The 25,146-nt window shown below is 68.1% G+C and carries 23 protein-coding genes, 1 tRNA gene and 1 pseudogene; 16 read left to right on the top strand and 9 right to left on the bottom strand.

Translation table 11 applies throughout. From position 1 onward, the window contains the following. Positions 1 to 52: 52 nt before the first annotated feature. Both AQJ27_RS06170 and AQJ27_RS06165 read left to right on the top strand, forming a co-directional pair. Positions 53 to 826, top strand: a complete 774-nt coding sequence (locus AQJ27_RS06170) for an MBL fold metallo-hydrolase (RefSeq protein WP_067363004.1) — start codon at positions 53 to 55, stop codon at positions 824 to 826. Positions 827 to 888: 62 nt separating this feature from the next. Continuing rightward, on the top strand, positions 889 to 1,890 hold the full coding sequence (locus tag AQJ27_RS06165) for a ketopantoate reductase family protein (protein ID WP_079064833.1): 1,002 nt from the start codon (positions 889 to 891) through the stop codon (positions 1,888 to 1,890). Between the two features lie 93 nt (positions 1,891 to 1,983). Here AQJ27_RS06165 and AQJ27_RS06160 read toward each other — a convergent pair whose 3' ends face one another. The 3 genes from AQJ27_RS06160 to AQJ27_RS06150 are packed head-to-tail and all read right to left on the bottom strand — an operon-like array spanning position 1,984 to position 4,477. Then, entirely contained in the window at positions 1,984 to 2,574 is a 591-nt protein-coding gene (locus AQJ27_RS06160; protein ID WP_067363001.1) for a hydrolase, read from the bottom strand. A 2-nt stretch (positions 2,575 to 2,576) separates the two neighbouring features. Then, the gene (locus AQJ27_RS06155; protein WP_201264265.1) at positions 2,577 to 3,989 is read right to left on the bottom strand and encodes an MFS transporter; all 1,413 of its coding nucleotides are present in this window, start codon (positions 3,987 to 3,989) and stop codon (positions 2,577 to 2,579) included. Continuing rightward, positions 3,989 to 4,477, bottom strand: coding sequence for a MarR family winged helix-turn-helix transcriptional regulator (locus tag AQJ27_RS06150; protein ID WP_067362995.1), 489 nt, complete (start codon positions 4,475 to 4,477; stop codon positions 3,989 to 3,991). Before AQJ27_RS06150 ends, AQJ27_RS06155 begins: the two co-directional genes overlap by 1 nt. Before the next feature lie 144 nt (positions 4,478 to 4,621). Here AQJ27_RS06150 and AQJ27_RS06145 point away from each other — a divergent pair, with 144 nt between their 5' ends. Next, positions 4,622 to 6,139, top strand: coding sequence for a hypothetical protein (locus AQJ27_RS06145; protein ID WP_067362992.1), 1,518 nt, complete (start codon positions 4,622 to 4,624; stop codon positions 6,137 to 6,139). Here the strand turns inward: AQJ27_RS06145 and AQJ27_RS06140 are convergent. Beyond that, on the bottom strand, positions 6,101 to 7,003 hold the full coding sequence (locus AQJ27_RS06140; protein WP_079064832.1) for an alpha/beta fold hydrolase: 903 nt from the start codon (positions 7,001 to 7,003) through the stop codon (positions 6,101 to 6,103). The two genes, AQJ27_RS06145 and AQJ27_RS06140, sit on opposite strands and share 39 nt — an antisense overlap. A 118-nt stretch (positions 7,004 to 7,121) precedes the next feature. On the opposite strand from AQJ27_RS06140, the gene AQJ27_RS06135 reads away from it, so the two are divergent. From AQJ27_RS06135 to AQJ27_RS06125, 3 genes are all read left to right on the top strand, one after another. Further along, positions 7,122 to 7,529, top strand: a complete 408-nt coding sequence (locus tag AQJ27_RS06135; RefSeq protein ID WP_067362989.1) for a winged helix-turn-helix transcriptional regulator — start codon at positions 7,122 to 7,124, stop codon at positions 7,527 to 7,529. Positions 7,530 to 7,639: 110 nt separating this feature from the next. Further along, positions 7,640 to 7,981 (top strand): hypothetical protein, encoded by a 342-nt coding sequence (locus tag AQJ27_RS06130; RefSeq protein WP_067362986.1) that lies wholly within the window; start codon positions 7,640 to 7,642, stop codon positions 7,979 to 7,981. A gap of 74 nt (positions 7,982 to 8,055) precedes the next feature. Further along, a complete protein-coding gene (locus AQJ27_RS06125; protein WP_067362983.1) occupies positions 8,056 to 8,946 on the top strand; it encodes a nuclease in 891 nt (296 codons plus the stop codon). A gap of 105 nt (positions 8,947 to 9,051) precedes the next feature. Here AQJ27_RS06125 and AQJ27_RS06120 read toward each other — a convergent pair whose 3' ends face one another. Further along, positions 9,052 to 9,579, bottom strand: a complete 528-nt coding sequence (locus AQJ27_RS06120) for a GNAT family N-acetyltransferase (RefSeq protein WP_067362981.1) — start codon at positions 9,577 to 9,579, stop codon at positions 9,052 to 9,054. 50 nt (positions 9,580 to 9,629) lie between these two features. Continuing rightward, on the bottom strand, positions 9,630 to 9,866 hold the full coding sequence (locus AQJ27_RS06115; protein ID WP_067362979.1) for a hypothetical protein: 237 nt from the start codon (positions 9,864 to 9,866) through the stop codon (positions 9,630 to 9,632). A 109-nt stretch (positions 9,867 to 9,975) separates the two neighbouring features. Between AQJ27_RS06115 and AQJ27_RS06110 the strand changes: the two genes are divergently transcribed. The 3 genes from AQJ27_RS06110 (at position 9,976) to AQJ27_RS06100 (ending at position 12,958) form a co-directional block, all read left to right on the top strand. Further along, on the top strand, positions 9,976 to 11,946 hold the full coding sequence (locus tag AQJ27_RS06110) for a SpoIIE family protein phosphatase (RefSeq protein ID WP_067362976.1): 1,971 nt from the start codon (positions 9,976 to 9,978) through the stop codon (positions 11,944 to 11,946). 83 nt (positions 11,947 to 12,029) lie between these two features. Then, entirely contained in the window at positions 12,030 to 12,500 is a 471-nt protein-coding gene (locus AQJ27_RS58505) for a hypothetical protein (protein WP_235613463.1), read from the top strand. Between the two features lie 83 nt (positions 12,501 to 12,583). Continuing rightward, positions 12,584 to 12,958: a hypothetical protein gene (locus AQJ27_RS06100; RefSeq protein ID WP_067362973.1), complete on the top strand. Its 375-nt coding sequence runs from the start codon at positions 12,584 to 12,586 to the stop codon at positions 12,956 to 12,958. Between the two features lie 38 nt (positions 12,959 to 12,996). Here the strand turns inward: AQJ27_RS06100 and AQJ27_RS06095 are convergent, their stop codons facing one another. After that, the gene (locus AQJ27_RS06095; protein ID WP_067362970.1) at positions 12,997 to 13,497 is read right to left on the bottom strand and encodes a GNAT family N-acetyltransferase; all 501 of its coding nucleotides are present in this window, start codon (positions 13,495 to 13,497) and stop codon (positions 12,997 to 12,999) included. Positions 13,498 to 13,653: 156 nt separating this feature from the next. Continuing rightward, positions 13,654 to 15,096 carry a DUF7405 family protein gene (locus AQJ27_RS06090; protein ID WP_067362967.1) on the bottom strand — a complete coding sequence of 481 codons (1,443 nt, stop codon included), beginning with the start codon at positions 15,094 to 15,096 and terminating at the stop codon, positions 13,654 to 13,656. A 1,909-nt stretch (positions 15,097 to 17,005) separates the two neighbouring features. On the opposite strand from AQJ27_RS06090, the gene AQJ27_RS06080 reads away from it, so the two are divergent. The 6 genes and pseudogenes from AQJ27_RS06080 (at position 17,006) to AQJ27_RS06060 (ending at position 23,338) form a co-directional block, all read left to right on the top strand. Further along, on the top strand, positions 17,006 to 18,499 hold the full coding sequence (locus AQJ27_RS06080; protein ID WP_067362964.1) for a protein kinase domain-containing protein: 1,494 nt from the start codon (positions 17,006 to 17,008) through the stop codon (positions 18,497 to 18,499). Positions 18,500 to 18,682: 183 nt separating this feature from the next. Then, a pseudogene (locus tag AQJ27_RS06075) lies at positions 18,683 to 19,402 on the top strand (tyrosine-type recombinase/integrase); the annotation flags it as partial. A 667-nt stretch (positions 19,403 to 20,069) separates the two neighbouring features. Then, positions 20,070 to 20,918 carry a hypothetical protein gene (locus tag AQJ27_RS06065; protein WP_159064334.1) on the top strand — a complete coding sequence of 283 codons (849 nt, stop codon included), beginning with the start codon at positions 20,070 to 20,072 and terminating at the stop codon, positions 20,916 to 20,918. Positions 20,919 to 21,220: 302 nt separating this feature from the next. Continuing rightward, positions 21,221 to 21,310: transfer RNA gene (locus AQJ27_RS56310), tRNA-Ser, on the top strand. A 159-nt stretch (positions 21,311 to 21,469) separates the two neighbouring features. Beyond that, positions 21,470 to 21,958: a hypothetical protein gene (locus AQJ27_RS51820; protein ID WP_079064828.1), complete on the top strand. Its 489-nt coding sequence runs from the start codon at positions 21,470 to 21,472 to the stop codon at positions 21,956 to 21,958. A 585-nt stretch (positions 21,959 to 22,543) separates the two neighbouring features. Beyond that, entirely contained in the window at positions 22,544 to 23,338 is a 795-nt protein-coding gene (locus AQJ27_RS06060) for an NUDIX domain-containing protein (RefSeq protein ID WP_079064827.1), read from the top strand. On the opposite strand, the gene AQJ27_RS06055 is transcribed toward AQJ27_RS06060, so the two are convergent. Next, positions 23,322 to 24,455 (bottom strand): helix-turn-helix domain-containing protein, encoded by a 1,134-nt coding sequence (locus AQJ27_RS06055; protein WP_079064826.1) that lies wholly within the window; start codon positions 24,453 to 24,455, stop codon positions 23,322 to 23,324. The two genes, AQJ27_RS06060 and AQJ27_RS06055, sit on opposite strands and share 17 nt — an antisense overlap. Before the next feature lie 335 nt (positions 24,456 to 24,790). On the opposite strand from AQJ27_RS06055, the gene AQJ27_RS06050 reads away from it, so the two are divergent. Continuing rightward, a complete protein-coding gene (locus tag AQJ27_RS06050; RefSeq protein WP_067362955.1) occupies positions 24,791 to 25,144 on the top strand; it encodes an SCO3933 family regulatory protein in 354 nt (117 codons plus the stop codon). The last annotated feature ends 2 nt before the right edge of the window (positions 25,145 to 25,146 follow it).

The raw sequence follows: 25,146 nt of genomic DNA, 5'->3' as shown, positions 1-25,146 counted from the left end.
GTCAGAGGACCCGGTCGGGAATACGCCCCCCACGTCACCGATTGTGCGGAACATGACCCCAGTGGAGATCACGTACGTCGGCGGGCCCACCGCCGTCGTCGAACTCGGCGGAATCCGGCTGCTCACCGACCCGACCTTCGACGCGCCCGGCGAGTACCCCATCGGTACCCGGAAGCTGGTGAAGACGGCCGGTCCCGCGCTCACCGCCTCGCGGATCGGCGCGGTGGACGCCGTACTGCTCTCGCACGACCAGCACCCGGACAACCTCGACACGTCCGGGCGGACGTACCTCTCCGGTGCGCCCCTGACCCTGTCCACGGCGGCGGCGTACGACCGGCTCGGCGCGCCCGTGCGGGCCCTGCCCGCCTGGGAGCACGTCGACCTGTCGCGCCCGGACGGTGGCGCGCTCCGGGTGACCGCCGTACCCGCGCTGCACGGTCCCGAGGGCTCGGAACCGATCGTCGGCGAGGTCACCGGATTCGTGCTCTCGGGCGAGGGACTCCCGAAGGTGTACGTCAGCGGGGACAACGCCTCGCTGGACGTGGTCGCCGAGATCGCCGGGCGGGAGGGGCCCTTCGACGTGGCCGTGCTGTTCGCGGGCGCGGCCCGCACCCCGCTCGTGCCGGACGCCCCGCTGACCCTCACGAGCGAGGCCGCCGCGCGGGCCGCCGAGATCCTGGGCGCCCGGCACGTCGTACCGCTGCACTTCGAGCACTGGGGCCACTTCACGCAGGACGGCGCCACGCTGACGAAGGCCTTCGCGGAGGCCGGACTCACCGACCGGCTGCACCTGTTGGAGCCCGGGGTGTCGGTCCGGCTGCCGTAGCGGGATGATCTACGTCGAGGCGGCCACCTTCCGGGGCCGACCGACGAGAGGATCGAACAGCCATGACGAAGGACCAGCCGAAGGACCAGCCGAAGGAACGGGCCGCCGAACGGTCTCAGGAACGGTCTCAGGAACGGTCGACCGTGGCGGTACTGGGCCCGGGCGGCGTCGGCGGACTGCTGGCGGCGCTGGTGGCCCGGGCCGGACACCGGGTGATCTGCCTGGCCGGGGACGGGACGACACGGGCGCTGCGCACGGACGGCATCCGCGTCCGCAGCGGCCGGTTCGGGGACTTCACGGCGGCCGTGGAGGCCGACACCGAACTGCGCGAACCGGTCGATGCCTGCCTGATCACCGTCAAGCACACGGCGCTGGACGCGGCCCTGGAGCGGGTACGGCCGGAGGTGCTCGGCGACGGCCTGCTGGTCCCGTTCCTGAACGGTGTCGAACACCCCGCGACGCTGCGCGCCCGCTACGGCGCCGCCCGTGTCGCCCCCGCCGTCATCCGCGTCGAGTCGACCCGGACCGCCCCCGGGGTCATCGAACACGGCAGCCCCTTCGCCGAGATCGACCTGACCGGCGCGAGCGTGCCGCGCGGCCGACTGGACGCGCTCGCCGGGGTGTTGGCGGCGGCCGACCCCACCGGCCCCACCGGCCCCACCGTCCGCGTGGTGGACGACGAGGCGGCGACGCTGTGGGCGAAGATGTCGTTCCTCGCGCCGTTCGCGCTGCTGACGACCCGTTACGGAGTACCGCTGGGCGAGGTCCGTACGCGCCACCGCGAGGAGTTGACGGCCCTGGTGACGGAGACGGCCGCCGTCAGCCGGGCGTGCGGCGGCCCGGCGGACCCGGCCGTGGCCCTCGCCCGCTACGACACCTTCCCGCCGGACACCAAGTCCTCCATGCAGCGCGACGCCGAGGCGGGCCGTCCGCTCGAACTGGACGCGATCGGCGGCGCGTTGCTGCGGGCCGCGGACCGGCACGGGGTGGCCGTGCCGGTGGCGCGGGGGCTGGTGCGGGAGTTGGAGGAGCTGGCGGAGCCGGAAGGCAACCGCCGCCACTGACCCCGACTACGGTTCACCCCGCCTACAGCTCACCCTGTCTACGGTTCACCCCGCCTACAGCTCACCCTGTCTACGGTTCACCCTGACTACAGCTCAGGCGTGGGTCTTGGCCAGCACTTCCAGGATCTCGTCGGTCGTGCCCGTCTCCCCGAGACGCGGGAAGATCCGCTCGACGCTGTTGCGGTGGGTCTCGGCGTCGATGTCGGACATCGCGTCGGTGGCCAGGGTGACGTGGTAGCCGTGCTCGTGGGCGGCGCGGGCGCTGGACTCGACGCCGATGCTGGTGGCGATGCCGACCAGCACGATCTGGGTGATCCCGCGGCGACGCAGCTGCAGGTCGAGGTCGGTGCCGTAGAACGCGCCCCAGTTCCGCTTGGTGACGACGATGTCCTCCGGGTGACCGGCGAGCTCGTCGACGAGGACGTCCCAGCCCTCCGGCCAGACACGGGGGGCGCGGGCGGGGCCGTCGATGCGACCGGGGACGCCGTCCGCGCCGTCGGCGGCGGCGGTGACCCGGACCAGGACGACGGGGAGGCTCTGCTCGCGGAACGCGTCCGCGAGCCGGGCCGACCGCTCCACGACCTCGGCGGCCGGGTGCGGGGCGAGACCGGGGTTTCCGGCGATGCCGTTCTGCAGGTCGATGACGACGAGCGCGGTCTTCGGGTCGAGCGTGGTGACAGCCATGGTCAGGCCTTTCGGGGGGTGGGGGGCGCGGGGGTGCGCAGGGATCGGTCGAGCAGGGTCACCGCCAGGAGCAGCGTGGCTCCGGCGAGCATGAAGAGGGCCAGGTCGTGCAGGCCCCCGGTGTCGGCGCCATGGGGGAAGACGGCCGCGTCGGCGGCGGAGGCGACCATCGCGCCGAGGTACATGAAGGTGCGCAGGAGTCCGGCCGCGGAGCCCATGCGGGCGGGGTCGGCCTGCCGGTAGAGGGCGTTCTGGTTGGCGAGGCCGTTGAGGCCCTGCGGGATGCCCATGACGATCCCGACGGCGCCGAGCAGCCAGATCGCACTGCCGGAGTTCGCGCCCAACAGCGCGGCACACCCGGCGATCTGCACCAGACTCCCCACGACGAGCTTGCCCCGGATCGCCTCGTGGCGCCCGGTGACGGCGGAGACGGCCAGCGCGCTGAGCGACAGGGGCAGCAGTACGAGTCCGGCGGTGGCGGCGGACAGCTCCCGCCCCTCCTCCAGCCACTGCGTGAAGCCGTACAGGAACGCGTACGCCGTCGTGAAGCTGAGGAATTGGCGCAGGAAGGTCGCCAGCATGGGGATGTTGCCGCCGAGCACCCGCAGATCGATGAACGGCTCCGTGACGCGAACCTCCCGCAGGGCGAAGGCCGTTGCCGCGCCGACGGCGAGGGCGAGCAGCCACCAGTGGTCGGCCCGCGGTTTCATCAGGAAGAACATGAGGGCGGCGAGCAGGCCGGCGAACAGCGCCATGCCGAGCGGATCGACACTCCGCCTCTCCCGCCGCCCGCCCGGGCTCTTCGGCAGCCGCAGCACACCGAGGACCAGACAGGCCCCCGACAGCGGCACGTTGACGAGGAAGATGGTGCGCCAGCCGCCCACACCGATCAGCAGTCCGCCCAGGGTGGGGCCGACGACGGAGACGGTCTGGGCGGAGACGGCGAGCGCGGTCAGTACTCCGGCCGGGCTGTCCCGCCCGGTGCGCTCGGCCTCACTTCGGGTGAGGCTCATCGAGGCGGGGTACGCGGCGGAGGTGCCGACTCCGAGCAGTACCCGGGCGGCGACCAGCGCGCCGAAGCTCGGGGCGAGGGCGCCGAGCAGCCCGGCGATCCCCACGAGCGCCGTCCCGATGAGATACAGACGACGAGGTCCGTACGTATCGACGAGCCGTCCGATGACGGGCTGCCCCACGGCGGTGGCCAGGTAGAGCCCCGTGACCAGCCAGGCCGTCTGCGCGGGCGGTGCCCCGAGCGCGGCCCCGATCGGCACCAACGCCACCGCGATCATCGCGGAGTTGATGGGGTTCAGTACGGATCCGAGGACCATCGGGGCGATCAGCCGCCGGTCGAAGGAGTCCGCGGGGCGGGGGCGCGAGGGCCGGTCGGAGCGAGCGAGTCCGGATATCTTGGGCATCACGGCCGGGTGAGCCGGTCCAGTACGGCCATGGCCTCGATGACGGTCTGCCGCTCGGCCTCCGTGCAGCGGTCCTCGAAGGCCCGGGCCAGCCACTCCGCACGGGCCTGCCGGGTGCCCTCGATGCGCTCGCGTCCCGCGTCGGTGAGCGTGACGAGCTGCCGCCGGCCGTCCCCGGGGTCGGGGTTGCGCTCGATCAGCCCGTACTGGTCGAGCGCGGCGAGCGTGGCGGCCATCGACTGCGGGCGCACCCCCTCGGAGGCCGCAAGTCCACTGGCCGTGGCGGCGCCGCTCTTGCTCACCAGCGTGAGCGCGGACACCTGGGAGGGCGTGAGGTCCTGCGCCTCCCCCTCCGTCTCGGCGACCTCCCGGATCCGCCGCCGCAGCCGGTTGAACGCGACCCGCAGATCCCGCGCGGCGCGGGCGGCGGATCCGGAGATCCCGTCGACACCGTCCGCGCCTTCGGCGCCGTCCCTGCTGTCGTCCATGCCCCCACGCTAGAACCTTCAGCCCAGACTGTCCAGTTCGAACTGCGCAGTCTGGGCTGAGCAATCCCGTCGGCAAGGGGAGCCGGCGGGGCCGGAAGGAAATCCACGGGCGCTTCCCGGCCGCCCCGGGCAGGATGTGCCCCTGTGAACCACATCCTGCGCGGGCTCGCCGCCAACCCGGCCCTCCCCTCCGAGCTGGTCGACCGGCTGATCGCGGTCGCGGACGACGAGATCGCCATGGAACTCGCCGCCCGCCCGGACCTGAGCCACGCCCAGGCACTCGCCCTGGCCGCCCTCGACGAGGGCACCGCCGTATACCTCGCGTACGAGGGACGGCTGACGTCCGCCGACATCGATCCCGTGGCCCAGCCGCAAGCCGCGCTCGCCCTGCTCGACACGGGGGCCGGCCTCCCGGAGTGGGCGCGCCGCTTCGCGACGGATCCGGTCATCGAGCGCCGCGAGAAGCTGGCCGCCTGCCCGGACCTTCCCCCCGATGTGACGGACACGCTCGCCGCCGACTCCGAGATCGCGGTGGTGGCCGAGCTCGCGCTGTGGACCACCCCGGACATGGCCGCCCGGCTCGCGCGACACCCGCATGCGGAGGTCCGCCGCGCGGTGGCGGCCAACGAGGCGACACCACCGGCCGTACTGGAGATGCTGCTGACCGGGGACGGGCTGCCTCCGGCGCTGCGCTGCCTGGTCTGCGACCGAGAGCGGACTCCAGCCACTCACGCTCACCCGCACCCGCACCCGCACCCTGCCGACGATCTGCCGCGGGGCGCGTTCTGTACCGGTTCCCACGAGTCCACGGTGCACGACATGTGGCGGCAGGCACTGAGCAACCCGGCGACTCCCGCCCGGGCCGCCGCCGGCTTCGCCGGCCATTCCTCGGCGCTGCTGCGCTGGTCGCTCGCCGCCCGCCCCGATCTGCCCCTGGAGGTATGGGGGCGGCTGGCCGACGACCCGCTGCCCGGCACACGGGCCGACCTCGCCGAGAACCCCACGGTCGACGCCACGCACCTGCGCGCGCTGGCCACCGACGTGAGCCCCGACGTACGGCGCAGCCTGGCCCACAATCCCCGGGTGCCACTGGACCTGCTCAGCTCCTTGGCGGGCACCACCAAGATCGGCGCGACCCTGCTGCCACGGATCGCCGCCGCCACCCCTGCCGAGGTCGAGAGCCTGGCCACGTCTCCCGATCCGGCCGTACGGATGCTCCTGGCCGCACGACGTGATCTGCCGCCCGGAATACGCGACGCGCTGGCCGCCGACACCGACGCGAAGGTGCTCAAGTCCATCGCCCCGCACCCCGGCCTCTCCGAGACCGGGCTGCGCGACATGATCGACCGTCACGGAGTCCGGGTGCTGGCCAAGGTGGCGACGAACCCGGACGCGTCGCCGTCCCTCCTGGAGCACGTGACGAGACACGACCCACCGGTCCAGAAGGCGTTCCGCGAGGTGGCCCGCCACCGCAACGCGACGGCGCCGTCCCTGCTCGCCTGCCTGACCGACCGACAGGCGCGACCGCTGGCCGCCGCCCACCCGTCCCTGCCCGTACCGGTCATCGTCGAACTGCTCAGCGACGCCGAGGAGCGCGTGGCAGAGGCGGCCGCGGCCAACCCGTCACTGCCGTCGGCCATGATGCTGGAGCTGACCCCCTGATCCCGTTGATCCCGTTGATCCCGTTGATCCCGTCGGGGCGAGGAACGGCTCCAGCAGGGCGAGGAGCCGGTCCGGGCGGTGCAGCGGGATGATGTGTCCGCAGTTCTCGATGACGTGGCCGAGCAGGTGGTCGGTCACCGGCCGCAGTTGTCGTTCGAGCGCGCCGCCCACGGGGTGGGCGCCGATGGCCATGGTGGGCACGGTCAGCCGGGCCGTACGGACGGCTTCCTGGATCTGCCGGGAACTTTCGGGCAGGGCTCGGTAGTACGAGAAGGCGCAGCGCAGGGCCTCGGTGCCGGTGTACGCATGGACGAAGGCGTCACGGACGTCGGGATCCGCGCCCTGTCCGAGGGTGCCCGCGTCGAGGAACCAGTCGATGTACCGGTCCTCGTGTCCGGTCAGGACGGTTTCCGCGAGGCCGGGTTCCGCGTGGAAGCCGAACCACCACGGCGCGCCGTGGGCGAGGAACTCCTCGGCACCCGGCAGCCTGCCCACCAGCGACTCCATGACGACGAGCCGCCGGACGAGGTCGGGGCGGCGCATGGCGAGCAGGAACGCCGGCGGGGTGCCCGCGTCGATGCCGACCACCGCGGCCGAGGTCTCCCCGAGGGCGTCGAGGAGGGCTTCGGCGTCGGCCGCGAGCGTACCGGCGTCGTAGCCGCCCGCCGTGCGCTCACTCGCGCCGCATCCGCGCAGGTCCGGCGCGATGACCCGGTACCGCCCGGCGAGCCCGTCCAGGACGTGGGTCCACAGCCGCCAGGTGTGCGGGAAGCCGTGCAGCAGCAGAACGGCCGGGCCCTCGCCGGCCAGGGCCACGTTGAGTTCGACGCCGTTGGCTTTGACCTGCCGGAGTACGACGGACACGAGACCTCCAGGTGCGAGGGGGCGGTTACCAATGGTGACAACCAAACGCTAGGTAACTAACCTGGAGACGCCAAGACCGCACTTCCACGACAGGTAGTGAGCCCCAGGTGACCCCCTCATGACCCCTCCTCCGCCACAGCCCCGCGACGGGACTCGCGGCGATCTGTTCGATCCGCAGTGCCCGACCCGTCGCCTGCTCGACCGGATCGGTACGAAGTGGATGTCGATGGCCGTCAAAGTGCTGGCGGAGGCGTCCCCGGAGGAGGTGCGCTTCGCGGAACTGCAGCGCAGGATGCCCGGGGTCTCACAGAAGATGCTGTCGGTCACCCTCCAGGGCATGACCCGCGACGGCCTGGTCGGCCGCAGGGTGGAGCCGTCGGTGCCGCCGCGCGTGTACTACCGGCTCACTCCGCTCGGCCTGTCGCTGGAGGGCCCGCTGGCCGTGGTCAGGGCCTGGGCCGAGGAGCACATGGCCGAGGTGGACCGAGCCAACGCGCGCAGCCGTGAACTCGCCGACGGCGACTGACAGTTCGGGCCGCCACGACAGGAAGTCATCCGCCGCGGACGGCCCACCCGTTCGCGTGAAGTCCCCGAAGGAACTCGCACCTCAAATTCGAACAGGCGTACCATTGCCGTGTGGCTGCGACCTATGACTTCCCGAGTGACCTCCTGGCAGGCCAGGAGGAGCTGCATCAGGTCCGGGCGGAGCTCCTGGCCCTGCTCAAGAGGCTCCCCTGGTCGGTGGAGCCCCTGGACGGCTTCAGCGACGACAAGGGCTGGCGCAAGGTGGAACGCCCCGCCTCCCCCGGCTGGACACCCGACGAACAGGCCGAGGTCGAGAAGCTCCGCCAACGTGAACGAGAACTCGCCGTCTTCGTCACCTGCCACCGCTTCTGGTCGGAGGTCGCCCCACCGGACACGGTGGACGCCCGCGCGATGCTGAAGCACGCCCACGAAGGCCCGGCACAGATGTCGTAAATCCGCGTCACTCCGGGTACGGAGGAGCATCCGCGTGGCAACAATGAGTCACCGGCGTTGACGCGGAGGTACTCATGCCCATGCTCCTCATCGAGGGCGACTACCGGATCCTGAACGCGAAACCGGACGGCGACACCGTCCACTTCGACCCACACGACGCGGCCTTCTGGTACGACATCCCCGGCACGCACAAGATCGACAAGACGCACCGGAACAGCCGCGGCGGCGCCAACCTGCGGCTCGACGCGATCGACGCGCTGGAGACCCACTATCTGGGCACGGGCCCGCACGAGGTGCACCAGCCGCTGGACCTCGGAGCCCACGCCGCCCGGGACGAGCTGTTGAGCTGGCTCGGTTTCACCACCGTCCAGCACGCGGGTGAGAAGGTCACCGCCAGTACCCCGGAGAGCGTGCCCGGTTTCATCCTGGCGAGCACGATCGACGTACACAGCCGCTGCGTCGCGCTGGCCGGTCGCGGCGCACCACCCGCGGGCAAGAAGAGCGGCGACTTGATCACCGTGGACGTACCGCTGCTCCGCACCACCGCCAACCACCATCTGCTCGCGCTCGGCCTGGTCTTCCCGACCTTCTACTCGAACCTCTTCCCCGACCTGCGCGCCGAGCTGACCGCGGTGTCCCAGCAGGCGAGGTCGGCGGGTCTCGGCGTATGGGCCAAGGACATGACGACCGACGGGGCGGTGATCACCGGCCTGTCCTCCCTCATGGACGACCTGGTGCTGCTGCCGAAGCTCTTCCGCCGCCTCGCGGACCACCTGCGCTTCGCGCCCGACTCCTCGCTGGACTGTTTCCCCAGCTACCTCTTCGGCGGCGGCGACCGATTCCGCATCCTCTCCCAGGGCCCCACCGCCAAGACCCTCACCGGCCTGCACCACGTGGTCGAGGTCAACGGCGGGACGGTACGCATGACCCACCCGATCGACGACCTGGTCTTCGCCGAGGAATGACGAGGCCGGACGCTCGACCGTCAGGACTCTCGACCGTCTCAGGACTCTCGACCGTCAGGGCTCTCGACCATCCGAGCTCTCGACCATCATCAGAACCGTCGATCATCAGGGCTTCAGAAGTCCGCCCACCCACCAGTCACGCGGTTCACCCCTGACCACGGTGCGATGGCGCAGGGTTCCCTCGACGGTGAAGCCGAGCTTCTCGGCGAGTGCGCGGGAGGGCACGTTCCCGACCATCGCCCACCACTCGATCCGGTGTGCCCCGAGTACGGCGAAACCCCAGTCGCACAAAACCCGGGCCGCTTCCGCGGAGTACCCCCGGCCGCGCTGCTCCTTGGCCGCCCAGTAGCCGAGTTCGTAGACCCCCTCGGAGAGCCTCGTCAGACAGAACGAACCGACGAGGGCACCGTTGTCAGACCGGAAGGCACCCAGAATGTGGTCGCGATCCCCGGCCCAGCCCTGGGGCGCGGTCTCCCCGACGTACTTCTCGGCGTCCTCACGCCGATACGGTGACGGCGCCGGAGTGTAGTACTGGATGTCCTCGTCCTGACAGGCCGCGTACACCGCGTCCGCGTCGGAGGGGCCGAAGGGCCTGAGCAGAAGTCGCGCGGTCTCCAGAGTCACGGGATCCATGGCCGCAGTATGGCCAGCACCCGCCGGCGCAACCACCGAATTTCCGGGGCTCACGGGTCCCGCTTCGGCATGCCCGGCACGGTCCTGATCCAGCGGCGCAGCACCAGGCAGGAGATCACGGGGCACACCACAAGGGCGCACACCCAGAGGAACATGGTGAGGGGGGAGATCGCGTAGTACTGCACGCGATCAGGCAGGAGCGCGACCAGCCCCAAGCCCACCACGAGAACCACCCACGTGCCGAGAACGACAAGTACGGCCTTGGACACGATCACTGCAGCACGCATGGCGGATGAGGATAGCCACTCACGTCCTGAACCTGGCGGGCCCGACGGCGCGACAAAATGCGCGATTATGGATGAAGGGGCTGTTTCGGAATGGGTCAGGGAGCCGCAGATGGACACCTCGAACGAACTCCTTGACTCGGCCGGCCCGGCGGCTCTCCTGACGCTGGACGGTGTCATCCGCAGCCTCAACGCCGCGATGGCCACGGCGCTGGGCAGGCCGGCGGTGCAGTGCCTGGGACGTGACTTCGCTGATCTGTGGCCCGCAGGCCAGCGGATGTCGGCCGAGAGTCTCGTGACCCACGCCGCCAAGACGAAGGCGGTCGCGATGCGGGTGCTGGACTTCCCCGCGCGAGACGGAGCACCCGTTGCCAGCTTGATCGAGGCGCGGCCGGTGAAGGATCCCGCCACTGACGAGCAGCTGGTCTGGGTGCACGCACTGGACGCACGGAACGACCTGACCAGCCTGTTGATCCCGTTCCGGATGGCCACCACGGCCGCCCACCTCGGCCTGTGGATGTATTCACCCAATGACCACCAGTTGGAGTGGCTCGGTGGCGCACCGGCCGTGGCCGCGCTCTTCCCGGATCCCACCACGTCGCTTTCCAGAGTGATATCGGCCGTGCACCCTGACGACCAGGAGGCCCTGCGGCAGCTCCTGCGCTCGGCCTCCACCCAGCAGTCCCCCTGGGTGAGGGTGCGGTACCTCCCCCAGCACGAGGGCTGGCACCAACTGGCCGCCCAGACCCGTCGGATCCAGTTGGGATATGACGGCCCCGAGCGGATCTTCGGGCTGATCCGCGACGACACCAAGCAGGAGAAGCGCAAGGAGGAGGCGCAGGCCGCACTGACTGCCGAGCGACAGCGCGCCAAGGACATCGCCGACTTCTCCTCCGCCTTGATCACCGCAGCCACGGAGCAGGAGCTGGAGCAGGTCGTCCTGACCCGGCTCGCCGCGACCTTCGGTGCCAGCGGCGCCCTGCTCGCACTCGTCGACGAAGGCCGCCTGCGCGTCTCCACCGATGCCGGGATAGCCACGTGGGAGGCCGGCGTCCTGCACGGCCTGCCGCTGGACCATCCGAGCGCCCTGCCCGAGGCGATCCGCACCGGCAAGCCGCAGTTCATCCTCGACCGGGAGGATTACATCCGCCGTTGGCCACAGGGGGCCGAATTTCCGCGGCTCGGCCGACTCGGCTCCGACTACGCCGTCTCGATCATGCCCCTCGTCGAGGCCGGCAACCAACCGCTCGGGGGATGGCTGGTGACCTACAGCAGCGGATACCGGCCGTCCTTGGACGAGCGGACCCTCGTGGGTACCCTGGCCGACCTGGCGGGCCAGGCGCTGCGGCGTATCAGATTGCAGCAGGCGCGGGTCGAGCTGGCCGCGGCGCTGCAGAAGACCATGCTCCCCAGGCTGCCCGAGCATCTCGCGGGCCTGGAGGTCGCCGCCCGCTACCGGCCGAGCCGGGACGGGCTGGACATCGGCGGAGACTGGTACGACGCCTTCGAGATGCCCGACGGCGCGGTCGCCCTGGAGATCGGCGATGTTCAAGGGCATGACGTGGACGCCGCCGCCCTCATGGGACAGGTGCGCTTGTCCATGCGGGCGATCGCCGCCCAGGAACGGGATCCGGGGACCGTGCTGATGCGCACCAACGAGCTGCTGACCACGATGGTTCCCCCGCGATTCGCCAGCTGCACCATGCTGCATCTCGACCCACGCGACGGACAGGTCATCGGCACCAGCGCCGGCCACGTGCCGTTGCTGTGCGCACACAAGGACGGCAGCCACAGCGTCCGTGAGCTGCCGGGCGGCCCGGTCCTGGGAGTGGTGCCCGACACCGAGTACGGCGAGGAGATCTTCACCCTGGACGAGGACAGCGCGCTCGTCATGGTCACGGACGGCGTGGTCGAAGGGCCGGGCCTCACGTTGGACGCCGGACTGGAGCGAGCCGGAACACTGGCCGGCGCGGCCCTCCGTGACGGACTGAACGCCGAGGAGACCGCCGACCGCGTCCTCGACGCCGCGGTCGCGGTGGACCACCTCGACGACGTGGCCGTGCTGGTCGTCCGGCGCGCATGACAGCACCCTCGCCCCCGGAACCCCGGGCACCCGTAAGCTCATGGTGAGTCGGACGGCCTGGCTGTGACGGGCGAGGGGGGCGCATGAACACGGGCATGACCAGTCGGCCTGGTTGGCGTGACGCGCGGCGAGGAAGCGTGCGCCAAGTCGCACTGCATCTGGGCGCCATGCATCTGAGTGGTGTGATCCTGCTGTGCAGCTTCTTGATCCCTCCGGCCTGGGCTCTCGACGCCTACGGCGCGGCACCAGTGAGTGATCCATCAGCAGATGTGCCCCCTTTTGCGATCCTCGCCTCAATGTTGTTCGCGTGCGTGGCCTTCCACGTGCTCGTGCAGATTCCGTCCGGGCTTCTGGGTACGTGGCTGGGCCGGAACCACAGCGGCTTGATCGGCTACGCCTCGGCCCTGGTGGTTGCGGGAGTGCTCACAGCCCTGGTCCTGCGGGTGGCCCTGCACAGCGAAGACGTATCGCTGTGGGCCGACCTCATGGCGCGCGGCTCGGTCGGACTGGCGGGTTACGCGTGGGTGAGCCGGCGCCGGGTTCGAGCTGCATGACAGCGCTGGGGAACTCGACGGTGTGAGGCCGGCGGAGCTTAAATCCCCATGCTCACACCAGGTCGGCCGCTTACGGTGTCTTGGTGAAGAACGACCGACGCCTCCGCCGCCTCGTCGTGGACGACACCACTTGGTACTGGACGGTCCGCCAGCGGGTGAAGCCCGCCTACGAGGACTGCCGTCTGACGCTCTCCCTCTACCCCGAGGGCACGCGACGCCGACTGGCCCTGATCTTTCGCCCGGATTCGGACCGGATCATCTCGAACTGCTATTTCCTGTCCGGAACCGTGGTGCGTCTCCCGGACCACAGCTGTCTCAACCTGTACGAGCCGGGAACGGTCCGCCGCCTCCTGGACGCGGTTGCGCCGACCTCGGCCCTCTTTGCGTCCGAGCAGGTCATCGAAGTAGACGGATGGCAGTACTTCGACGCCGTCGTGGAGACGGTCACAGCTGCCTAGTACACACGGGCCCGAGAGATCGGCGATCTGCGCCGGGGCTACGGCTGGACTTCCAGGTCACGCTGATGCCAAGTGCCTGGCTTGCCACCGATGTCGGCCGGGTCGGCCGGGCCAACCGGAACGAACCCGGCCTTGGTCAGCACCTTCTGGGACGCGACATTGTTGCCGGCAGTGGCCGCCCGCAGAGTGCGCAGTCCGTGCCGCGCCGCCGCCAGCCCACACAGCTCCCGGACGGCCGCGGTCGCCACGCCGCGGCCGGCGACGTGCTGCGCAACCCGGTAGCCGAGTTCGGCAGTGCCGTCCTTGAGGTCGTACAGGTTGAACCGGCCCAGAACCGAGCCATCCTCGGCGACGAGCACGTAGAAGGCGCAGATTCCAGCCTCTTGCTCAGCCAGCAAGGCGCTGTACCGGTCAGTGAACTGGTCGTAGTACTCGTCGCCGCGATCGGAGACCGAGGCAGCGAAGTAGGCGCGGTTCGCCAGCTCGAAGACCAGGACCGCCGGGGCGTCGTCGGCATGTAGTCGCTTCAGCTCGGGCACCGCCCGACTGTACCCAGATGGTGCGCTGAGGCCACCTGAGTTTCCACCGCGATCAAGATCACGACGCCGGGGCAAGATCCGCACGTAACTCACAGGGTTCGCCGAACTGCTCCCGGACCGCGGCAACAGCCCCGCGGGCGAGGCGCGCGGCTCGTGTCAGGCGAGGAACTCGGCGAGCGGGAAGGAGCGATGGCGACGTGGTGGAACCAGATAGTTCTGCCGGTGGGTCGTCTGCAGGACCGAGTTGATGCCGGCGTGGGGGCTGCGCGGTGCGACAGGGAGTGTCATATCGGGATAGTGGCCGTCCATCGAGAGCCGAACGAGATTGAACATGGCAGTCGTCGGCTGGAACGAAATGAAGTGCAACCCGGCCGCCGGCTTCTTGCTGTAGTGGTCTGCCGCCGGATCGGATGTGTAGTGGAATGGATTGTCCAGCGTGTCGAAATCGCCGCGCACGGGAATGGTCGTCCCCGCCGGGTAGGCCTTCCCGTAATTGCTGGTCGTCGATGACGTGGTGCTGTCCACCTTCGACATGCTCCCGGTGTGGCCGTAGGCGTGGTACCGCTGGACCCCTTGCGCCACTTCGGCCTCACTTTGACCTGGCGGTTGAAGGGCGAGCGTACCCGGCGCGGGCGCGGGCGAGAGGCCGGGCTGAAGCATCGCCTGGACACGATCCGCGTACTGAGGGAAGTTCCGTTCGTACCAGGTCACCAGATCTTGAAACAGGTGCGAGAGATGCATGGTGGTCCCCTGTTTGAAGTAACCATTGGGCCACTGATCGGTGAAGCCGGGCAGGGTCTCCAGATTGGCGATGTTGCCGGGTCCCATATTCGAGTCCAGGGTGGTGGCGAAGCCGAGGAATCCCTGCGCCTGTCGAGGAATCGACTGTGCACCGGGGATATTGGCTGCCAGCGCCAGCTTGCTCGGCAGGCCCTGCTGTCCGTAGAAACCGCCCCCGGAGAAACCCTGGCGGATACTCGTCACCTTGAACAAGCTGCCCGCCTGGTTGTTTCCAGACCCGAAGAGGGCTTTTTGGGCTTCCTTGATATTGGCGAGCGAGTCACTGCGGAGCAGCACGGCCACATCATTCTGTTCCAAGCGGACCGGCCCGAAGCCAGGCGGGGGCTGGTCACTGGGGAACGTCCTGGCTTCCTGCAGCGCATATACGGTATGGCCATCCGCCTTGGACGTCATCAAATCGACCGGCAGATACGCTGGGTAGCGTGTTCCCGCCTTGAAGAATCCTGATGTCTTGCCCAGGGTGGGGATGTAGTGGTGGAAGTAGGGAAGTCCCCAGGCCACCGTGGTGGCCACTCCTGTGGGAGTGGGCGGAAATTGGCGTTCCAGATCCAGGAGGGCGGACTCGAGGTGGTGCTGCGCCTCCTGCAACGCCTTGGCTTTCGCCGGCACATTCAGCCTTGCGGTAATGACGTGATCGTGCAGGGCTGGTACCCGGACGGCAATCGCGCCATTTCTACTCTTCACACCCGAGCCATTGACCATGACCACCTGCTCGTTCTGCAGGATATATTGTTCCTGCATGGTCGGGCTGTCGGCGGCAGCGGCCCGATCGGGTGGTTTCGCAATGCCGTCGATCATCTCATAGATGCCGGCAGATGCCAGAGCGGCACCGAAGGTGCCCGCTGTCCCTTGAAGAAGGCGTCGCCTACTCAAGTTCCCGTGTGATCGTCCCGCACGCTCATTTTCATTGCTATCTGTCATGAAACGTATTCCGCCACTGTGGAGTAGATATCCGCCATCACCCGGCAAATCACCTTCGCTGTCGCGATATAACCACACGCGGCCTGGGTCATTGAAGCCAACACGCGGCCTTTCAGCCCCACGAACCCATGAGTACGCTTCTCTCCACTTCGAATAGTGAAGACTGGGCCGAATACCCAACTGCTCAACTGGAACCCGGCGCAGAACGCGCACGCATCGCCACCGAGTTGGAGGGCAAAGGGCCGCCGGGCACGGTCCGGTAAGCCATCAAGGGTCGAGCCCGAGGCAAGCGGACGGTGCAGATCTCTCGATGGGAGAACGGCGTCAACCGGCCCAGCCAGGCCTACCGCCCCGACCCGCCACCAAAGAAGAAGGCCCAGGTCCCCGGATGCGTACCGGTTGACCTGGGCCTTTCTCGTGTCCTGAGACTGGTGGGCGCGGACGGTTTCGAACCGCCGACATCCGCCTTGTAAGTTCGCTCCGGGTCCGCTCCGGCCGCAACCGCTCGCTGACACGATGGCCGGACGAGAACGCTGGGGTGCGTCTCCGTCCGGCGTCGTTGATGTCATCCGTAGATGTCAGACACCTTCTGATCCGTAGCTCTATGTGGATCGGCCGATGGCGGTCATACCGGTCACGCGATGGCTTCAGACGGGTACTGCGGGACGCGAACGGTCGCTGTGGTTGCGGTACTTGCTTGCTGTGCGTCCGGCAGGCTCCGCGCCACGCTGCCCATACTCATATGGGCCAACCAGAGCGCGTTGAGGACGATTAGTGACGTGATCAGTTCCTGTACCTGCGGATCGACTCGAAGAAGACAGATGATCACGGTGATAACCAAGACCGACCGAGGAGTGCGAGTTGACAGTCGCGGGGTGAACAGGGGGACACTCAAGCTGGACCTCCAAGGTTCGTTGCCCACTTCTGCCGCTCACGTTGGGAAGCTTGCGCGGCTCGGGTGGGCCTCTTCATGTCTGAACCCATGTTGCCGCCCGAACTGGGCCGTGGAGTCCGGGAATTGGATGTGTACTCGTGCATCACCGCGTGCACCCTTGTCAGGCCCTCGCATGGGGCTTTGGGGTCACTGAGGAGGCGCGTACGCTTCCGACCTTTGCGTACTCTTTACCTATCAAGCCCGTAGAGACGTAGGAGAGCTACGCCGTACAGAGTTTTCGTCAAGCCTGCAAGGCGTAATTGCTGGTCTCGCAAGATCGTGGAACGTTCCGTGAAACATCGCGGTCGGCGGAGTCTCAATGGGCGACGTCAAGCGTCTCCGGGCTCGATCAGTAGCCGAAGAAGTGACGGGCCGGGTCTGTGACCTGCGGTCATGTAATCGACCAACGCCGCGACCTGCGACTTAGCTGTCGACGGTTGTCAGCGTTGGTTGTTGTCGAGCACCCCCGTACGGCCCAGAGACGGCCCGAGCGGGGGTGCTGTGGTGCGTGCCCCTCGATGCGAACTACGGGCTGGACGGTCTGGGATCTGCTCGGCAGGTCAGTCGGTCGTCCGAGGCGGGCGGGGTGCTGTCCAACGGTGAGTGGATCAACTTCCCGTGGTCTGTTTTGCCCCCATGCCGTAAGTCTGGCACGCCGATCACACCATCGAAAGATGCGCTGTAAGAGGCCTGTGCCTCGTGGTCGCCTGCGTATGAGGCTCTGATCACGTCATCCGATGGGAACGGTACCCGGCGTCCAGCGTCTCCTTCCATGTGTCGAACGCGATCTGCGAACCGCGGACTGCCGGCGTCGACACGCAGAGGACGTGGACGGCCCGTTGGGGGAACGCGGTGGAGCACAGGACGCTGGGGCAGCGGTACGAGCTGGTGGAGCAGCTTGGCCAGGGTGGGATGGGCACGGTGCACCGGGCCGTTGACCACCGCCTGCGCCGTACCGTCGCGGTCAAGACGCTCTCCGCCGAGCTGGTGCGGCAGCCGCAGTTCCTCGCCCGGTTCCAGCGCGAGGCACACGCGGCCGCCGCGCTCAACCATCCCGGCGTAGCGACCGTGTACGACGTGGGCGAGGACGCGGTGGACGGCTTCGCCGTGCCGTATCTGGTCATGGAGTACGTCGAGGGTCGGACCCTCGCCCAGGTACTGGGAGACGGACCGCTGCCGACCGAGCAGGCGGTCGACGCGGCGGGGCAGGTGCTTGAGGCCCTGCGGCACAGCCACGGCCACGGCATAGTGCACCGGGACATCAAGCCGGCGAACGTCATGTTCACCCGGGCCGGGATAGCCAAAGTCCTCGACTTCGGTATCGCGAAGGCGCTCAGCGAGATGGCGACCCGATTGACCGGGACGGGCGTGGCAGTCGGTACGCCCGCCTATCTGGCGCCGGAGCAGATCGAAGGCCGCGACACGGACCACCGGACGGACCTGTACGCGGTGGGCTGCCTGCTGTACGAGTTGCTGACCGGCCGCCCTCCGTACACCGGGGAGTCGCCGTTCTCGGTGATGCACCAGCACCTGGCGCAGGAACCTGTACCACCGTCGCGGCTGCGCCCGGGACTGCCGCCAGGCGTGGACGCGGTCGTGCTGCGGGCGCTGCACAAGCGCCGGGAGGACCGGTTCGCTGACGCGGCGGAGATGAAGGCGGAACTGGATCGAGTCGCGGAGTACGCGCAGATACCCACGGCGCCCGCGATGCCGACCCCGACCGCCATGGATCCCCGTGCTCAGGCGGACCGGCCCGAGCCGGCAGAGGCTCCGCGACACGACCGGGCTGCGAGGCGATCGGATGGGATCAGGTCCCTGGGCCGGGTGGTGTTCCAGCCCACGCCGGAGGGGATGGTCGCACTCCTCGGAAGCACCCTCGCGGTGGTGGTGTCGCGGTCCGAGATGATCGCCACTGAGCACTTCCCTCTGGTCGCGCTGCTCAGCGGCCTCGCGGGGTGTGTACTGCTGCTGTGGTCGGCCCGCCTGGCGTGTGCCGTGGCCTGGGCTCCGGTGGCGGAGGCCGTGGCGGTGTGGTCGGAGTTCTCCCGCGCCAATATGGGCTGGGAGACGCGGTACGTCGTCATCGCCCTGCTGCTGGGGCTCGTCGCCGGGGCGTGCCTGACCGCCGGCTACCGAGACGAGCGCACGGGCGGGTTCGCACTGATGTCGTTCTGGTTCACGGGGCTGACGTCGGTGTGGTACTTCCTCGACGACCTGCGCAAGATCGGCGTGTTCTACGTCCTGCTGCTCGGGGTCTGCCTCGCCCTCGGCGCCCAGACTCTGAAGACCCGTCTCGCCGATTCCCGCAGCCCCGCCGTCTCGGCCCCGGAGCCGGCCGCCCGGTGAGTCGGTCCTGGCTCGCAGGCCCCGTCTTTCGGGTCATGCCGTGAGCGCCAGGCTTCCGGAGAGCGCCGGATCTACATCAACCTATAGGTGAAACTTCGTTGGAGTGCTGCCTGTAGTACGTAAGTCCGGCGAGCCGGTCACGCCGTCGAAAGAAGCGCTCTGACCTGGAGTCTCTTCGACAGGCGTACCGCTCTCTCGGCCGCCTGCCGCGAGGAGCTGATCGCCAGGAACGTCGTCACCCTCGTCGACGCGCCTCGGGTCGAGTCCCGCAGTCTCGATCCCTGGAGTCTGGACGAGACGCTCGCCTTCCTCACCGCGGCTCGGACTGATCCGCTCTACCCGGCGTTCGTGCTCTCCATCGCGCTCGGCCTCCGTCGTGGGGAGGTCATCGGACTCCGGTGGCAGGACGTCGACCTCGACAAGCGCGAGATCAGGATCCGCAAGCAGCGGCAACGGGTCGGAGGGGAGGCATACGAGGACGATGCCAAGGGCCGACGTCGTAGGCAGGTGCTGCCACTGCCGGCCATCTGCGTGGCGCCTCTGAGGTACCAGCGCATGCGGCAAACCGCGATGCGTGAGCGTGCGGGTGATCGCTGGGAAGAGAGTGGCCACGTCTTCACCACGCGAACGGGGCGCCCGATCGAACCGCGCAACGTCTACCGCTCTTTCACCCGGGTCGCCAAGAACGCGGACCTGCGGGTCATCCGACTGCACGATGCCCGGCACGGCTGCGCGACCCTGCTCACCGCGGCTGGCGTGGCGCCACGCGTCGTCATGGAGATCCTGGGGCACAGCCAGATCGCCGTCACGATGAACGTCTACGCCCATGTCGTCCAGGACACCCAGCGCGAGGCCGTCAGCCACATGGACCGGCTGCTCACGCGGCGCCTACAGCGCGAGTAGTCCCGGCGCTGATGTCAGATCCGGATGTCAAAGACCCCCAGCCATGATCGGCTGGGGGTCTTTTGCCTGGTGGGCGCGGACGGTTTCGAACCGCCGACATCCGCCTTGTAAGGGCGGGCGTGGTCGTCGGTATGTTCGCCCAGGTCACTACGGCCGTTGCGGCAGCCCAGGTGAACAGCGCATCTCGACTGCGGCGACCCGTCGTTGACCGTGGCTGACCGCGGGATGTGGCACGGCTGTGGCACGGGGATTGGTTCGCCCCGAAGCAACTTGGGTGGGTGTGCTCCCTTGGTCACAGCGCCCTTCACGTGCGGCTATGCATCGGCGTTGTCACGGAGTTAGACACTCACCGGCGACTAATGACCCTCGACACCTGCAGACGGAGGCGCCGCTACGGCATCAACCGCGTGAACGCCTGGGGCCCAAGGGAACATAGACAAGTTCGCGGTGGGCCCCCCGCGAGTCAAGCCTCCTGTGCTGGATAGCCAGTTCATCGACGCCCCGCAATCGAGCCCAATAACGTGTCATCGTAACTTGTCGTCTTACCAGGTGTCTTACGAGTCATCATAAAGTCATCGTATGGCACCCGCTCAGGCGGCAAGTCGAATCAGCCCCAGGTGTCTCTTCAGGTCGCCACTGGGTGCCAAGTGCGTGCCAAAATAACGGCATGACGACCACTCAGCCCGGTTCCAACTCATCCCCCGCGCAGGCGCCAACCCCGCTAGGGCAGCCTGAAACCATCAAGCTCATCCTTGATCGCTCTCTGCGCCCCACCCGCACGGTGCCTATCCGCCGAGCCTTCCTACAGAGGGAGGCGGGCAAGGGCGGAACGAAGTCACCCGGAGCTATGGCCGATTTGGTGCGTCGCTCCGCGAAGCGACCCCTGGACCTGTACTTGTTGCTCAGTGCCGTGACAAGCGCCGGCGACTTCTCCGTTACCGAGTGGTCCACGACTTGGGCCCGGTCAGTCGGCATCTTTGATGAGACAGCAGGAATGACCGCCGTGTCTCGCGCATGGAAGGTCCTTAAGGAGCTGGGGCTCATCACCCGAGCTCGGGGCGAGGGTGGCAAGTCGGTTATCACAAAACTGCACGAGGATGGCTCTGGCCAGGCGTACACGATTCCGGGTGAAGGCCTCGGAGACCCCTACTTCCAGCTTCCGTTCGAATATTGGGACAAAGGCTGGCATAACAATCTCTCCCTTCCCGGCAAAGCCATGCTCCTGATCGCCTCGAGCCAGAGAAAGCTCAAGTTCACTCTTCCTCAGGAGCGGATGCCCGAGTGGTACGGCATCTCCGCCGACAGCGCCGGCAAGGGCATCCGAGAGCTGATGAAGCACGGAATTCTCGTTCAAGTCGACGAGGAGTGGTTCGACACCCTCAAGATGCGATCAGGACGGGGCTGTCGCCCCGTGTACAGCTTGTGGCCCCCCTTCACCCCTCGCGCCCTCGGCGAGCCGACGATCGGCGAAGAGACCACCACTGGAATTTCTTCGGACGCTGCCCCGAAGGAATGAAGGCCGCACCGCTCCGCATCTGGTTGGCGCCTGGGCGGAGCGGTGCGGCATCGCCAGCACACATCACTGGACTTACGGAGTACCCCTTGAACAAGCACTCCCTCGGACTTCCTTCTACGGAAAGCCCTGCTCCACACTCTACGACTCGTTGGCGCCGCCGTGGCCGCCGCTACCTGCGCATTCTTCTCTTGAACGCCCTGAAGGGCGCCGCCTATACCCTCGGTGGCACCGCCGTTACATGGCTGATCTGGTGGGTTCAGGCGGGCTGACCTCGCTCTGCCGGAGCTAGCTGTCGCAAGGGCGCGGGGGTCTCAGCGGGTGGGTCGACTGCATCGGTCTTGAAAACCGTCGTGGCGCGAGTCACCGTGGGTTCAAATCCCACACCCACCGCAGTGGTTGAGAGCCTCTGACCAGCAGGATCGGTCGGAGGCTCTCTTCGTTGCTCCTCGCTGTGAGCGACCGTTGTTCCCCGTGATTCCCCGCCTGATCGGGCACGGGAGGGGCACGGATATTCCGAGCATGAGCAGGTGGACGGGTCGCATACTGGCGGCATGCTCCCGCCACTGCGGTTCCGAGACGCTCGGCACACGAAGTACCACTTCATTGACCATGTGCTCGTGCGCTGTCCGAAGTGCGCCGGGATTGCACACGTTGCCCCGGCGGTGCCTGCGACCGATGGTTCGCTCCCCTCGGTGTTCGCGCGCCGCCGTCTCGTCTGTCGGGCGTGCGGTCTGACTCGGGATGCGGCCGCGGGAGGGTTTCGCCTCTTCCGGGGGCGTGGTGAAGCTACAGATCCGTACTTCGGGCTGCCGCTGTGGTTGCAGGCAGAGACGCGGCACGGCTGGTTGTGGGCCTACAACCCAGAGCACCTGGAGCTGCTCCGGCAGTTCGTACAGGCGCCGTTGCGCGAAAGGGCCCCATGGGATGCGCAGGTCAAGAAGATGACGGTTGTCGCGCGGCTACCAACCTGGATCAAGAGCGCAAAGAACAGAGGTGAGGTGCTGCGTGCCGTTGACCGGATCCGGTCGACCCTCACCTGACCACCTCAACCACACACCTACCCCAGCTCCCATCCCGTCTGCCGTCGACCCACACACCGTGGAGCGGGCGTGGTTCATGGCGTCCAGGTGGAGCGCGCCACTGTACGAACGACCTGGACGCCATGGGCCGCGTCTGCTCGGCTCTGCCTGGGTCGACGGTGGACGGGATGGGAGACCACCACGCTCGCCACGATGTGCCCGCGGCCGGGAACGGCGCCCCCTCCCACCCGGTGCCGGCCGATCCCCCGCCGGAGGCATCGTCTGCGACCGTGGGCCGCGAACGTGTCGGGTGCTCGACTCATGGCCTCCGGGCCTATCCACAGTGGGCGGGCGTCGGCGCAGCCGGGGCGGAGCGGGCCGAAGGCAGGAGCGGCGCCCCGAGCGGAGCCGGGAAGCCCGCCCGGCGGAGCGGAGCGCAGCCGGGTGCTTGATGAAGTAGGGAAAGTTCTACCGCGCCCGTCTGATCGTCGATGTCGAGGCAACCTACGCATGTCCGTAGCTACAGAGCTACTCGTGTTTGTAGCTACACGGCTAGGCTTGTTGTGCCAGATGGCATAACACGACGACAAGGAGCGTGCTCACAGGATGGGACCGAAGTCGGAGCGGGTCTACCTCACGATTCGCGAGTGGATCTCAACGGGCAAGTATCAGCCTGGCTCCAAGCTCCCCTCTGAGCGCACCCTGTCGGAAGAGCTGAGCATCGGCCGTACGGCGCTTCGTCAGGTGCTGGCCAAGCTCATCGCCGAGGGCGCCATCGAGGTGCACGGCCGTAGCTCGTACCGCGTGCCGGACCGGTCCGTGAGCACTGAGACGCCAACAGACGTGGAGCCGTGGCAGATTCACGGTGAGCGGACCGTGTACGACAACCGTTGGGTGAAGCTCAGTCTCGTGGACGTCGAACCGCCCGGCGTCGAACGCTTCGAGCATCACGTCGTACGGCTGCATCACGTCGCCATCGCCGCCGTCCTCGACGACCAGGACCGCGTGTTGATGCTCTGGCGCTACCGCTTCGTCCCCGACTCGTTCGGCTGGGAGCTGCCCGGCGGGATCGTCGACGAGGGAGAAGACCCGGCTCAGACCGCGCTGCGGGAAGTCGAGGAAGAGACCGGCTGGCGGCCGGACGCCCTGGAGCACGTGGTCACCTATCAGCCCATGGTCGGCATGGTCGACTCGCCTCACGAGATCTACGTCGGTCAGGGCGCGAAGCTCGTCGGAGAACCGACCGACCTCGAAGAAGCGGGGCACGTCGCCTGGGTGCCTCTCGCGGACATTCCCGGGCTGATGGCCCGCGGTGAGCTCATGGGCTCGGGGACGCTCGTGGCTCTCCTGCACGTGCTCGCCTCACGGGGTGCTGGAGCCGCGCCTACAACCGCTGCGTGAGCTGCTCGATCCGGCGACGATGACGCACTGACCCGGTACGGCTCGCCAGCAGTCGGGCCTGCCGCAGGTGCTCGTGCGCCTGGTCGTATTCGCCGCGCGCCATGTGCGCCTGGGCGAGATCACACCGCAGTCCCGCCGACGCTCGTATGAAGGTGGGGTCTGCGGAATCAAGGGCGTCGTACAGGCTCGTCACCGCTTCGTCGTCGCCTATCAGAGCGAGTGCGTTACCGCGCCACCTGCTGAGGTGCCCCTCGTTCAAGAAGATGCTCAGCATGTCCGCGTCTCGGGCCTCCTCCCCCGGCGGCAGGTGTCGCATCGCGTTTTCCAGCGCCCGCCGGCAGTCGTCCGGCAACCCCGCCCGGGCGCAGATCTCGGCTTCGGCCGCGTACAACCAGGCCATGAGTCGTGGGGACATCGTCTTGCCGCCGACGCGTTGGGCGTCCCGTATCAGCTGGACCGCGACGGTGGCCCGGCCCGCGTCGCACAGCACATACGCCTGCTCGGCCGTGGCGTGCGCGAGGTACATCGGCTCGTCAGCCTCCTGTGCCGCTCGCTTGCCCAACTCATAGTGTCGCCAGGCTCGTTCCACGGCGCCCACATCAAGTGCCTGCCATGCGGCCAGCGTTGCAGCCCCCGCCAACGCGAGGGCGACCGGGCGCCGGGTCTCCGGAAGTACGGCGAAGGTGAGCGCGTCCTCGAGCTTCGTCAGGTGCCCCGTCATCGGGTCGACAAGGCTCGCGGCGCCCATCTGCCGGTCCATGGTCCTGAACAGTTCCGTCTGATCCATGAACGTCGTCACCATGGTGAGGCTGACGCTGCGGGCGGCGTCGATCCGGCTTATGAGTTCGTCGTATCCGTCAGCCACGACAGGCACGGCCAACGCCTCGGCCCTGCCATGCAGTTCGTCGTCCGTGATGCCGAGAAGAGCGCGCAGGATCTTCGCATAGCGAGCTGAGATCGAACGGCGGCCGTTCTCCCACTCCGAGACGTAGACGCGCAGGCTGGCCGTGGACGCGACGGTGAGCATGTGCTGATGCGCATGACGTTCGATCTCTCGAACTAACCGCTCCTGCGACCACTCTCGTGCACTCCGCGCTGCCTTGAGTCCGTTCGTCACGTCGCCTCGCCCTGCCTGTGGTTGCCAAGCCCTAATAGCAGCATGCCTCACATCCGCGCAGGTCGGCAGGGGTTAACGAGCCGGGTGTTAACCCCTGTTGGCTACCGGGGCGTTGGCAGAAACGGTTCCCTAGAAACGTCACAGGAAGGCGAGTTGAAGAGCCGGACCGACGACAACGCTTGACATCTGGTGCGCACCAGATGCAACCTACTGGTGCGCACCAGATTGAAGCGCAAACGCCCGCGGCTTTGCTGCAGGCCACCCGTCAACGCACAGGAGCGGCGACCCACCGCCAAGCAAGTACGCCGCTCCCGCCCCTGAAAGGGAGTTCCATCATGCGTCAGATTCCCGTCGACACCACCAACGCGACCGTGATGGTCGCTAAGGCTCCGCAGCCGAAGGTCAAGGACCGCCGTACCGGTGAGATCGCCCTCGACAAGGACGGCGTGACCCTGATGACAGTGGAGGTCATGTTCTCCACGCCCGACGAGGTGGAGATCCTCAAGCTCACCGTTCCGCAGCCCGGCGTCTCCGAGGACCTGACCATGGGGACCCCGGTCGCGCTGACCGGGCTGGTCGCCTCGGCGTGGGAGAACGAGTTCAACGGGCAGAAGCGGCACGGTATCGCGTTCCGCGCGGTCGCGGTCACCTCGCTCGCCGCCGCTGCCTCGACGTCGAAGGCAGCCTGATC

This window comes from Streptomyces olivochromogenes, assembly GCF_001514115.1.
GTDB lineage: Bacteria > Actinomycetota > Actinomycetes > Streptomycetales > Streptomycetaceae > Streptomyces > Streptomyces olivochromogenes.
The sequence above is the reverse complement of the archived record's forward strand: the minus strand, read 5'-3'. Positions and strand labels throughout refer to the sequence as shown.